The sequence below is a fragment of the Blautia sp. aa_0143 genome (genome assembly GCF_004167315.1).
In the GTDB taxonomy this organism is placed as follows: Bacteria; Bacillota; Clostridia; order Lachnospirales; family Lachnospiraceae; genus Blautia_A; species Blautia_A fusiformis.
Genome location: NZ_RCXU01000011.1, coordinates 89,022 through 101,574 on the forward strand (window position 1 = coordinate 89,022; position 12,553 = coordinate 101,574).

Sequence of the window (12,553 nt, forward strand, 5' to 3'; positions counted from 1 at the left end):
TCATGATGAAAAACAGAAAACTGGTAAAAGGAATTGCACTTGCTGCTGTGATCACTGCACTGGCAGCCGGAGGAACAGCTGCATATCTTACGGATTTTGAAACGGCAACCAACAGCTTTACCGTAGGAAAAGTGGATATCGACCTGGATGAGCCTAACTGGAAACCGGAGGACAATACAGATCTGGTTCCTACTCAGGTGATCCGGAAGGATCCCTATGTAGCAAATAAAGGAGTAAATGAAGCATTTGTCTATCTGGAAGTTTCTGTTCCGGTTCGAAATGTGATCACGGTAGCCAAGGATGGCACCAGAAATGCACTTGCAAAAACAGAGCTGTTCAGCTTCACCAAAAACAAGGACTGGACACAGCTGGAGCGGACCGAAGTGGGGCAGAATATGGTTTACACCTATGCATATAACCACATCCTGAAGCCGGGAACAAAGACAACAACTCTTTTTGATACAGTAACCTTTGCCAATATCATCGAAGGTCAGCTAGATACACAGCAGATCGATATGCCGGTACGGGCTTATGCGATCCAGGCTACCAATACCGGGGATGACAAGACTACGGTTCTGGAGCAGGCAACTGCTGCTTACCAGAAATATGTAAATCAGAATAAAGGACAGGCCGGTGGTGTCACGAAATGAATAAATTAAAAAGACCCTTTTTCCTTCTCCTGATAACAGGGCTCCTGTGCGCAACAGGGACTGCGGCGTATTTTTCAGACTTCGAAAAAAAGATAAATTCTGCTGCAGTAGGGTATGTGACAACGGAGATCGAGGAAGATTTTCCGGATCCTACACCTACGCCTATGGAGAATGGTCCATCCTACAGAAAAGAGATCCGGATCGGAAATTTTTCCGGCAGTGTGAAAGGGTTCCAGGCAGACTGCTATGTGAGGATGTCCCTTTCCTACTCCAATGACGATATCGGCAGAGGCGTGAAATTAACAGGTCTGGATACGGCAAACTGGGTGTATAACAGTCAGGACGGCTATTATTACTACCGGAAAAAAATATCCGAGGGTGAAAAAACAGCTCCTCTGTGTACCGGATTTCAGATCGATCCCCAAAAGATCGATGATACTTACAGGGACAGCATTAAGGATTTTGAGATCAATGTTTATGAGGAAGCTGTACAGGCAGAAGGATTTTCAGATTATGAAAGTGCGTGGAGGTATTTTTCAGATCCGGTTTCTGCTCAGGCAGAAAGGAGGGGGAATGCTTGAAAAAACACCTTAAAGCCCTGCTGGCAGGTGCTGCTGTGGCAGGCAGTATCCTGGCGTGCACGGCTGCTTATGCCAGATTTTCAGATTCCGTGACAGTGACCAATCACATATCAGTGGGAGATATCAATATTTCTCTTCAAGAACTGGAAAAAAAGGACGGCCGAGAAATGAAATATCAAGATCGCCGGATCGTTCTTCCGGGAGATGAAATATCCAAGATCCCAAGGATCACCAATCGCTCAGAGCCCTGCTGGGTAAGGGTGAAGATCTCTTATACAGATGATCTGGAAGGTTTGGATGGTCTGGATGACAGGAATCTTACAGGAATGTCACCGAGATGGATCCGGAAGGGAGAGTATTTTTATTATACCAGGAAGCTGGAACAGGGAGATAGCGTGGATATTTTTACCGGTGTGACTGTACCATCTCAATGGGATGAATCCTACCAGGATAAGAAGCTGGGGATCACCATCGTGGCGGATGCTGTCCAGGCGGCAAATTTTGCACCGGATTTCCGTGCCATGTCACCCTGGGGAAATCAGAAGATCTTAAGATGTATCCACGATACCGATGGTCTTGTGGTTCAGAAAAAAAGTCCGGTGGATCTGAAGGTGGAGTTTGAAGGAAATGCGCACAAACTGATCGCGGCTCCGGAAGACTTTTTTTCCGGATTTTCCACGGCAATGCCGGGAGATGTTTTTCATGATTCTGTAGAGATCCGTAACACAACGGAGCATGCTGCAGAGATATTCTTCCGCACATCACCGGAATGTAAATCGGTAAAGGATCAGGAATTTCTGAAAAATCTGAAGCTGGTGATCACCATGAATGATAAAAGGCTGTATTCCGGGGATCTTCTGGCTGCGTCTCTCAATAAAGCCGTGTCCCTGGGGGAATTTTCCAGCGGAGAAAAAGGAAACATGAGATTTGAGGTTACGGTTCCGGCAGAGCTGGATAATCTATATGCTTTGCGGGCAGCAGATGTGAAATGGATCTTTTCTGTGGAGGAGGATCAGGAGACGGTGGATACTAGCCCTGTTCCACGCCGGAATGGCAGGAAAGAAAGCACAGAAAGAGCTTCCGGAAATAACAGTTCTTCGGTAAGGACAACACCAGTGAAGACAGGAGATGAATCTCCTGTGATCCTGTTTGCACTGATGGCTGGTATGGCGCTGCTTACCTGCAGTCTGACGCTATGGAAAGGAGGACGAAAAAATTGAAAAGAAGAATGATCGGTGCATGGCTGGCATTGATGATCACAGCTTCTTCTCTTGTGGTTTCGGCCAGTCCTGCAGCAGATATGAGTTCGGTATCAGCAGATCCGCAGCAGGAACAGACAGAACCGGAGGAAGAAGAGGAGGCCCCGGATATTCCGGTAACAGATCAGCCTGGGGAGGCTGAGATGCCGGTTCCGACAGCCTTGCCTGAACCGGAAACGGTGGAGGAAGCTTTTGAAGAAAGTAAAGACAATACTGAAAATACGGACAGTGATGAGCTGATCGAACCGGAAGCTGTTTCAAAAGAAGGAGAAAATATAGCTCTGACAGAGATACCGGAGCAGACAAAGGATCCGGGATTTACTGTATTCACGGAAGAAAACGCGGAAATCCTTACAGGAGAAAGTGAAGAGGATCAGGAACTGATCCAGGATATCGAAAACGGAGAGATTATTGCTCTTTCTGCAGCACTTCCCGGGGAGTTCCGGGAAGCTGGCAGTGCGGAAGTAATCTCAGAAGGAGAGGATGCTATCGCAGCTACAGCACTTTCCCCGTCCCAGTATTATCTGGACAGCTGGACCAGGGTTTACTGCGATGAGATCTGGACAGCTGCCAATGATTTTCTTGGTCCCGGAAATAAAACCCGTATGGGATGTACGTATCGTTCTGTACATTATATCGATGATACAGGAGAGGAAAAGGTTTCACCTCTGTATTGCCTGAAAGCAACTCAGGATGGACTGGACAGTATGACGCTGAAGAATGAGGCAGTAAAAGCACTGACTAATTCTGTAATCCAGAAGCTTTTGTACTTTGGTTACGGAGGACCGGGGGATCTGGGAACCGGATACGACCCCTCCTGCAGTCACATAGACTGGTCAAAATGGCAGAACCGTTATGTATTTACGCATATTGCGCTGTCAAAGGTATATTTTAATGACTGTGGATATGCCACAGCAGCAGAAGTAGAACATACAGGGATAAACCGCCTGATCGATAAGATCCAGACATTGACGATCCCTGCAAGAAACAAAGCTGCCGTTTATGTTTCCGAAGACGGTTCCTGGGCAGCAGCATCCGGAAAGACGATCCCGTTAAGTGTATTTCGAAGCAGACCTGCAGGTTTTCCCTTTGTTCCGGACAGTATGAAGGACGGATTTCAGATGAGTACTCTTATGAAAGTGACGGATGGAGCAAAAGCAGGAAACGGGATCACCATAACAAGAGGATCCGCAGAAAAATGGCAGCTGGCCTACTGGACGAGCGCAGCGGATTATAATTCACAGAAAACCAATCCCAAAATGATGTCGGGGACAAGCCTGAGCCTTAAGGATGGGGCATATTTTTTTCTGATCTTTCCGTTAAATGCATCTGCGACAAAGAAGTTTTCCTGTAAAATGCTGCTTCAGCCGGTTTCCTATATCCTGGTTGACGGAAGTGCCCAGGCAGGAAAAGATGGAGTACAGGATTTTGGTGCTTACGTATACCAGGGAACAAGAGGAAGCCTTTCGTTTTCAGTAAAGCCTTCGGTTTACGGCAATGCAAAGCTGGTCAAGAAGGAACCCAACACGGGAAAACTGATCCAGGGAGCGCAGTACGGACTGTTTGCAGCAGAAGCTCTGACCTCCGGATACCGGACTATGTACAGTAAGGATCAGAAGGTTTCAACCGGAACAACAAACGCCAGTGGAGAGATCCTTTTTTCAAAACTGGTTCCGGGAAAATACTATGTGAAAGAAACGAAAGCCGCTGCAGGCTATAAACTGAACACCGCTATCAAAAATGTTACAGTAACCGGCGGAAAGACGACAACCGTCAGCGTAACGGATATCATGGATATCAGCGGAACAGTATCCATCAGAAAGAAAGACGGAAATACCGGCGATCCACTGGCAGGAGCTGAATTCACCCTGTATCAGTGGAGTAAAAAAAGCAAAGCCTACGTAACCTTAAAAAAACTGGCTTATGATGGACAGAAGCGTACCTATAACTCCGGGAAATTTAATTATACCGAAGACAATCAGGGAAAATTCCGTGTGCGTGAGACAAAATCTCCTCCCAATTACACCGGAAACTGGCAGAAGAATTTTACGCTGGATAAGCCGGGAGAAAAGCAGGAATTTCTGTTTGAAGCAGTGAACTACCAGACTGAAAAACGAAGGATTGAAGTTCGTAAGATCGATGCGAAAACCGGTGAGATCCTGAAAGGTGCGGAATTTACACTTTATGAATACAGTGCAGCCAAAAAAGCTTATAAAGAAAAAGGAACTCTTCTGGATTATGACATCTCCAGTGAACTTTATGTAAGTGGTGAACTTTTGAAGACTTCGGATAATGAGGGAAAATATAAGATCGCGGAAACAAAGACTCCGCCCGGATATACAGGAAGCTGGGAAGAAGAGGTGAATATCACAGACAAGGATGCACGCCTTTCCTTTGAAGTTGTCAATGAAAAGGAAAAGGAATATAAAGGGGTGATCCGTCTGAGAAAAACAGACATCTATACCGGGGAAGTTCTGGAAGATGCTGAATTTACCGTGCTTCAGTGGAATAGAGGGAAGCAGACTTACCAGAATGACCTGGGCGGGCAGAGCATCCTGAAGTTTGACGGAGAAACCGGATGGTACTCTACCGAAGAGCTGGTGCTCACAGATGACAATCAGGGAAGGTTCAAAGTAGTGGAAACAAAAAATCCGGAAAACTATACAGGCAAATACGAAAAGGAGGTAATCTTTCAGAAAAAAGAAAACACAGATACAGACATTGTGGATTTAAAAGCAGAGAATACTCCGGTGACACTTCCACTGGGAAGCATCACCATCATAAAAAAGATCAAAGAGGAGGATATTACCTGGGCTCATGGAAATCCAACCTTTTCCTTTGTGGCAGAAGGTACGGATCTATCCGGAAATCCTCACAGATATGAGGATTATGTGACCTTTACCAGAGGAAGCTATGAAACCGATAAAAATGGCTATGCAACATTATCGGTCACTCTCAGGAATATCCCGCTGGGGCAGTATACGGTCTGGGAAAAACCGGTACTACGCTACTATCTGAAAGATGTACGGGCAAATACAGAGAATGTCCGCATCATAAAAGGCGCTGCACCTGCATATGGTACAGATCCCCGGAAGATTGCTTCCGGTACGGCTGCTCTGACAATGCAAAACAAAAATGCATCGCTGACTTTTGTAAATGAGAAATCCAGATATGATCGATATTCCCACAATGACAGCATAAAAAATACCATACCAGTATCATTTTCATGAAAAAAGACAGTAGGGCAGGAGTAATCCTGCCCTCCGCAGCGTATTTTATATAGTAAAAAACAAACTGTAAAAAGAAATAAAAGAACTACATATATACCCAAAGATATGGTATACTTTTTTACAAATACTGTGAACTCAAGAACTCTCTGGGAGGTCGATGATGAAAACAGACGAAAAAAATCCCGTTTTTGATATTCGGGATACATTGGAAAAATACGCTTGCATTTATCGAAATACTACACTGAAGCTTTTTCAGTACTGTCAGGAGACGGACATATATGAACGTTTGGATGAATACCTGAGACCTGTAAAAAATATTACGGATTTTAAGACCAGTGGACAGAAATACAGCAATGTTTATAAAGACGACTGGAAGTACCTGACGGATTTTCTGACATCCCGGGAAGGCGGGACGATAGAAGTGCGGTGTATCAATAAAGACGGTAATGCGAGTCTTCTGACAGTACGGGGATTTATAGCACAGGATAAAAATACCGGATATCATTATTTCATAGGAAGCTCCAGAGATATCACCAGGGAGAAGCTGCAGGAAGAATTTCTTGAGGAACGTGCCCAGAAAGATCCTCTGACCGGAGTGTATAACCGCTTTTTCGGAAAAGAACTGATCGATGAATACCTTGCATCCAGAAATCCCTATGCAGGATGCGGGATGATGGTGCTTGATGTAGATTATTTTAAAAATGTAAATGATACTTACGGACATATGTTCGGTGATGAAGTCCTGAAACGTTTTGCGGAGCTGTTTGTGGCTTTGTTCGACATTAATGATGTGATCATGCGTCTGGGTGGCGATGAATTTGTGATCCTTTTGAAGGATATCAGCCATGCAGCGATCATGAAAAAGGCAGGAAAACTGATACGGGAAGTGCAGAAACTTAAATTTCCGGGAACCACGTATCTGGCAACCTGCAGTGTGGGGATCTGCTTTCTTCCGGAAAATGTTTCCGGATATACATATCAGCAGCTCTTTGAAAATGCAGACTGGGCACTTTACCAGGCAAAGAAAAATGGAAAAAACCGCTATGCTTTCTGTGATAATCTGAGACGTTTTGAGGATAAGACAGAGGAAAAGCAGGAATTATACGAGGGTGTTGAGATAGATGCCAGATATCTTCATAATGATATTGTTTCTACTGCATTTGAAATATTTGAAAAAATGAGCAGCTTTCAGGCAGCGATTGAACTTCTGATGAAAGTGATCGGTCTGAAATTCCGGCTTAACCGGATCACAGTCCTGCATACCAAGGTGGCAGAGCAGAAAATAAACAGGGTTTTTCAATGGGTTTCGGAAGAAGAATACAGGCTTTTGATAGATGAGATACATTTCTCAAAAAGTGATTTTATCACATTGTTTCGCCACAATGATGAATATGGTACTGTGGTGATTCAGGAGAATGATCTGGCTGAATATTCGGAACAGGGAAGAAAGAATGTGTTACAGTGCGGAGCAAAAACTGTAGTCTGTGCTGCTATGTATTACGAGGGAAGCTATACAGGGGCCATTGCATATGTGACCTGCCAGGAAAAAAGGCTCTGGTCCAGAGAAGATCGTAAGCTGTTGGGAGAAGTGACCAAGATCATTTCCGCGCATTATGCCAAGAACCAGGCATTTAACAGTGCTTATCGTAGCATTGCTGCAGAATCCGGACGGGATCAGCTTACCGGATTGTCTTCTTTTTCAAGATTTCGCGAAAATGTGGAGAAAATGCTGATCGGAGGTTACGGGCCGGGACATGCAGTGATATATACCGATTTTGAAAAATTTAAACGTATTAATGCAAAATACGGATATCGTGTGGGAGATCAGATCCTGCGGCAGTTTTCCGAGTATGTGATAAGCGTTCTAAAAACAGATATGGATGTATATTTTACCAGGGCGATCTCTGATCATTTTATCCTTTTCACTCCATGTGATATGGATGTTGATCCGGAAACATCTGTTTTAAAGACCAATCAGGAGTTCTTACGGCAGATGAAAGAGAAATATCCGGATATGGAGCTCTGTCTCCGCACTGGGATCTATCTGATCACCAAAGAATGTGACAATGCATCTGAGGCGATCGATGCAGCGAATTATGCAAGAAAATATGCTGCTGGAAATTGTGAAACAGGTGTTAAGCTGTATGACGAAGAACTGAAAAAGCAAAGCGATGCAGAGTGAAAGATACAGGAATACGGCCCGGAATCTATGCTTTTTCAGAATTTCAGGAATAATCTTTCAGGAAAGCTTTTACAATAGAACAGAGATGTTTGCGGCAGGAGTGAGCTTATGAACAGAAGTGTTCCGGAAAGTCTTTTGATCTGTATTTTAGTCTTATGCCTGGCTCTGACACCCATTGGTGTCAGGGGAGAAACGGAAGATAGTGGAAAAGCACAGCAGCTGATCGAAGCGCCGGGTGCAGTCCTTATGGAAAAAGAAACCGGTACCGTGATCTATTCCAGGGATCCTGACACCCGAAGAAGCCCGGCCAGTATTACAAAGATCATGACATTGATTCTGATCTTTGATGCTATCCGTGAGGGAACCCTGCATCTGGAGGATAGCATTACCACCAGTGCTTATGCCAGATCCATGGGAGGGTCTCAGGTATTTCTGGAAGAAGGAGAAAAGCAGACTGCAGAAACCATGATCAAATGTATTGTGATCGCTTCCGGAAATGATGCCAGCGTAGCTATGGCGGAGCATGTTGCGGGAACAGAACAAGCCTTTGTGGAGAGGATGAACGAGAGGGCGAAGGATCTTGGAATGAAAAATACCCATTTTGTGGATTGCTGCGGGCTGACGGAATCACAGGAGCATTATACAACTCCCTATGACATTGCACTTATGAGCAGGGAGCTCATCAGCAGATATCCGGAAGTTCTTACATATTCATCTGTCTGGATGGAGGATATCACACACGTTACCAGAAAAGGATCCTCGAAATTTACACTGACCAACACAAATAAACTGCTGCGCAGCTATGAGGGGTGTATGGGACTTAAAACAGGCAGCACCAGTATTGCAAAATACTGTCTCAGTGCTGTGGCAGAACGAAATGGGATCACACTGATCGCCTCAGTGATGGCCGCACCGAACCCGAAAACAAGATTCCGGGATGCAGCAGCTCTTTTAAATTACGGCTTTTCTAAATGCACATTGTATCTGGATGATGCTCTGGAGCCACTGAAACCTATGAAGCTCCACAAAGGAGTCAAAGAGCAGGTTCCGCTTGTATATAGAGGGAAATTCCGATATATCAGCACAGATGGAACGAAACCTGACAATGTTAAGAAAAAGTTGATCCTTCCCAAAGAACAAAGTGCGCCGGTGAAAAAAGGGCAGAAAGCAGGGGCACAGGAATACTATCAGGATGGGAAAAAGATCGGTAGTCTGGATATCCTGTACGGGGAAACAATAAAAAAGGCCGGATACCATGACTGGCTGGAAAGAACCTGTCAGGCATTTCTTTTGTGATGCCTGCAACATATTTTGACAAAAAGGGCAGACTGGATGTATAATACAACGGATTGAAGAAATAGCAGAACAGGGAAGGGATTTTGGATGAAAGAAATCAGAACAGAAGACGCAGTGGGACACATTCTGTGCCATGATATCACGCAGATCATAAAAGATGAGAAAAAAGGCGTTCTTTTCAAAAAGGGGCATGTAGTGAAAGAAGAGGATATACCACTGCTGCTCTCTGTAGGAAAAGAACACCTTTTTGTGTGGGAGAAAAAACCGGGGATTCTTCACGAAAATGAAGCTGCAGAGATCCTTTACAAAATCTGTGCTGGAAATTCTTCCAAAGTACATGGAACTGAGATCAAAGAAGGTAAGATCGAGGTGGTATCAAAGATCGATGGTATTCTGAAAATACGTCGTGATGCACTTGTGGCTGTGAATTCTCTGGGAGAAATGATGATTGCTTCCAGACATGGCGATTTTCCGATAAAAAAAGGTGATAAGGTTGCAGGAACCAGGATCATTCCGCTTGTGATCGAGAAAGAGAAAATGGATGCAGCAGAGAAGGCAGCAGGAAACCTTCCGATCTTTGACATTCTCCCTTACCAGCAGAAAAAAGTAGGGATCGTCACAACCGGAAGTGAGATCAAAAAAGGACTGATCCAGGATACCTTCACACCGGTACTCCGGGAAAAGCTTTCCGGGTTTCCGACAGAAGTGACAGGCCAGGTGATGCCGGGAGATGATAAGGAAGAGATCACAAAGGCAATTCTTTCTTTCGCAGATGCAGGAGCAGATCTGATCATCTGTACCGGCGGAATGAGTGTGGATCCCGATGATCGTACTCCGGGCGGGATCCGGGATACCGGAGCAAAAATCGTAACCTATGGAGCACCTGTACTTCCGGGAGCTATGCTGCTTGTGGCATATCTTGAGAGGAACGGAAGATCCATACCGGTACTTGGACTTCCGGGCTGCGTCATGTACGCAAAAAGAACGGTATTTGATCTGATCCTGCCCAGAGTAATGGCGGATGATGAGATCAAGGCAGAGGAGATCGCCAGGCTGGGAGAGGGCGGACTTTGTCTGAACTGTCCGGTTTGCACTTTCCCGAACTGCGGATTTGGAAAATAATATGAAAAAATTCAGAATCAAACAATATGAGATCCATATGGACAAGATCCATGCCCCACAGGGCGTGCGGATGATCCTTCTTGCGGATCTTCACGGGATATCCTACGGAAAAGACAATATACGGCTGACAGAGACGATCCGAAAACTTGCCCCGGACGTGATCCTTTCTGCCGGCGACATGGCTGTACGTACAGAAACGGATACTCTGGTAACTGCATGTAAGCTGCTGACAGAGCTTGCCAGGGATTTTCCCGTGTATTATGCACTTGGTAATCATGAATATAAAATGTGCCTTTCCGAAGAATATCGGCCATATTATGCGAAATATGAAAAGGCACTGAAAAAAGCTGGCGTGCATATTTTAAGGAACGGACATGAAGCTATGGTCCTGCAGGGAGAGCACTTCTGTTTCTGGGGCCTGGAGCTTCCCATCAAATATTATCACAAGCCGAGATCACCGAAGCTGAAAAAAGAAGTGATGGAAGAACTGATCGGAAAACCTGAAGATAAAGGGATGCAGATCCTGCTGGCACATAATCCAAAATACGGAAAAACCTATTTTGAATGGGGCGCGGATCTGATCCTGTCCGGACACTATCACGGAGGCGTTGTCCGCCTTAGTGAACATTACGGTCTTTCATCTCCTCAATATCTGTTTCTTCCGCCGTTTTGCTGTGGAGACTTTCACAAAGGGGATCAGCATATGATCGTCAGTGCTGGACTTGGAGAACATACCATTCCCCTTCGGATCCATAATCCAAGGGAACTGCTGGTGATCGATATAAAACCTTCCGAAAAAATGAAATGAGGAAACCCTATGGCATTATCTGTTAAGCTGAATGTATTTGAAGGCCCTCTGGATCTTCTGCTTCACCTGATCGACAAAAACAAGATCGATATCTATGATATTCCTATTGTGGAGATCACAGATCAGTATATGGAATATCTGCATTCCATGGAAAAAGAAGATCTGGGGATCATGAGTGAATTTCTTGTCATGGCAGCTACTCTTCTGGATATCAAATGTAAAATGCTTCTTCCGAAAGAAGTGAATGAGGAAGGAGAAGAGGAGGACCCCAGAGCAGAGCTTGTGCAGAAGCTGCTGGAATATAAGATGTACAAATATATGTCCTATGAATTACGGGACAGGCTTGGAGATGCGGCAGGGGTTTATTACCGAAAACAGGATCTTCCGGAAGAAGTGCTACAGTATACTCCACCGTCTGATCCCCAGGAACTTCTCCGGGGTCTGACATTGGAGCGGATGAGTGCGATCTATCAGGCTTTGATCCGCAGACAGGAAAATAAGATCGATCCGATCCGAAGTAAATTCGGAAGGATCGAAAAAGAGGAAATATCACTTTCCGATAAATTGCTGGAAATGAAGGAATATGCAAAAACTCACCGAAAATTCAGCTTTCGCAGGCTGATGGAAAACCAGCATTCCAAAATACAGCTGATCGTGACATTTCTGGCAATTCTGGAATTGATGAAAATGGGACATGTTCATGCAGAACAGGAAGATCTTTTTGATGATATTCATGTGGAAGTTATCACGGATCCGGACACATGGAAGAATCTGACAGAGTTCGCAGATGAATAATATAGTAGGAATGAGGACAATAAGTGGAAATCAAACGAATTGAAGGAGAAATCGAAGCCATCCTGTTTGCAATGGGAGAAGCAGTGGAATTACCCCGTATTGCCAGAGCGATCCGTCAGGATCCGACAACAACGGAAAATATCATCCGAAATATGATGATCCGTTATCAGGAAGAAGAGCGGGGGATCCAGATCATAGAGCTCGAAAACTCCTTTCAGCTTTGTACAAAAAAAGAATACTATGATTCTCTTATCCGGATCGCAGCGCAGCCAAAGAAACCCACGCTGACAGACGTTATGCTTGAAACCCTTTCGATCATTGCCTACAAACAGCCCGTTACAAAAGCAGAGATCGAAAAGATCCGAGGGGTAAAATGTGATCATGCCATCAATAAGCTGATGGATTATGATCTGGTGAGAGAACTTGGACGTCTGGATGCTCCGGGTCGCCCGATCCTCCTGGGAACCACCGAAGAATTTCTGCGTTGCTTTGGTGTCCATGGGCTGGAAGACCTTCCGGAAATGGATCCGGTCCAGCTGGAGGATTTCAAGGCGGAAGCAGAGGAAGAGATCCAGCTGAAGCTGGACGTATAACAAATAACACGGACAGATGCCGGTTTACCGGGACCTG

The 12,553-nt window shown here is 45.0% G+C and carries 10 protein-coding genes; all 10 read left to right on the forward strand.

What is annotated here, in order from left to right; all coding sequences use genetic code 11:
• Window positions 1-2 precede the first annotated feature (2 nt).
• Window positions 3-650, forward strand: coding sequence for a TasA family protein (locus EAI83_RS07260; RefSeq protein ID WP_015524856.1), 648 nt, complete (start codon window positions 3-5; stop codon window positions 648-650).
• Window positions 647-1,231: a hypothetical protein gene (locus EAI83_RS07265; RefSeq protein WP_129974893.1), complete on the forward strand. Its 585-nt coding sequence runs from the start codon at window positions 647-649 to the stop codon at window positions 1,229-1,231. Before EAI83_RS07260 ends, EAI83_RS07265 begins: the two co-directional genes overlap by 4 nt.
• Entirely contained in the window at window positions 1,228-2,451 is a 1,224-nt protein-coding gene (locus EAI83_RS07270; RefSeq protein ID WP_129974895.1) for a hypothetical protein, read from the forward strand. The genes EAI83_RS07265 and EAI83_RS07270 overlap by 4 nt, the downstream gene beginning before the upstream one ends.
• On the forward strand, window positions 2,448-5,720 hold the full coding sequence (locus EAI83_RS07275; protein ID WP_129974897.1) for a SpaA isopeptide-forming pilin-related protein: 3,273 nt from the start codon (window positions 2,448-2,450) through the stop codon (window positions 5,718-5,720). Before EAI83_RS07270 ends, EAI83_RS07275 begins: the two co-directional genes overlap by 4 nt.
• 160 nt (window positions 5,721-5,880) lie before the next feature.
• Window positions 5,881-7,902, forward strand: coding sequence for a GGDEF domain-containing protein (locus EAI83_RS07280; RefSeq protein ID WP_193758455.1), 2,022 nt, complete (start codon window positions 5,881-5,883; stop codon window positions 7,900-7,902).
• A 108-nt stretch (window positions 7,903-8,010) separates the two neighbouring features.
• Window positions 8,011-9,198, forward strand: a complete 1,188-nt coding sequence (locus EAI83_RS07285; protein ID WP_129974901.1) for a D-alanyl-D-alanine carboxypeptidase family protein — start codon at window positions 8,011-8,013, stop codon at window positions 9,196-9,198.
• An 87-nt stretch (window positions 9,199-9,285) separates the two neighbouring features.
• Entirely contained in the window at window positions 9,286-10,320 is a 1,035-nt protein-coding gene (locus tag EAI83_RS07290) for a molybdopterin-binding protein (protein ID WP_129974903.1), read from the forward strand.
• Window position 10,321: 1 nt separating this feature from the next.
• Entirely contained in the window at window positions 10,322-11,128 is an 807-nt protein-coding gene (locus EAI83_RS07295) for a metallophosphoesterase (RefSeq protein ID WP_129974905.1), read from the forward strand.
• Window positions 11,129-11,137: 9 nt separating this feature from the next.
• The gene (locus EAI83_RS07300) at window positions 11,138-11,923 is read left to right on the forward strand and encodes a segregation and condensation protein A (protein ID WP_059085667.1); all 786 of its coding nucleotides are present in this window, start codon (window positions 11,138-11,140) and stop codon (window positions 11,921-11,923) included.
• Window positions 11,924-11,946: 23 nt separating this feature from the next.
• Window positions 11,947-12,516, forward strand: coding sequence for an SMC-Scp complex subunit ScpB (gene scpB / locus EAI83_RS07305; RefSeq protein ID WP_021650518.1), 570 nt, complete (start codon window positions 11,947-11,949; stop codon window positions 12,514-12,516).
• Window positions 12,517-12,553: the final 37 nt, after the last annotated feature.

Coding starts and splice junctions, on each gene's coding strand:
- EAI83_RS07260 (WP_015524856.1), top strand. CDS start 3: ATGATGAAAAACAGAAAACTGGTAAAAGGAATTGCACTTGCTGCTGTG.
- EAI83_RS07265 (WP_129974893.1), top strand. CDS start 647: ATGAATAAATTAAAAAGACCCTTTTTCCTTCTCCTGATAACAGGGCTC.
- EAI83_RS07280 (WP_193758455.1), top strand. CDS start 5,881: ATGAAAACAGACGAAAAAAATCCCGTTTTTGATATTCGGGATACATTG.
- EAI83_RS07285 (WP_129974901.1), top strand. CDS start 8,011: ATGAACAGAAGTGTTCCGGAAAGTCTTTTGATCTGTATTTTAGTCTTA.
- EAI83_RS07290 (WP_129974903.1), top strand. CDS start 9,286: ATGAAAGAAATCAGAACAGAAGACGCAGTGGGACACATTCTGTGCCAT.
- EAI83_RS07295 (WP_129974905.1), top strand. CDS start 10,322: ATGAAAAAATTCAGAATCAAACAATATGAGATCCATATGGACAAGATC.
- EAI83_RS07300 (WP_059085667.1), top strand. CDS start 11,138: ATGGCATTATCTGTTAAGCTGAATGTATTTGAAGGCCCTCTGGATCTT.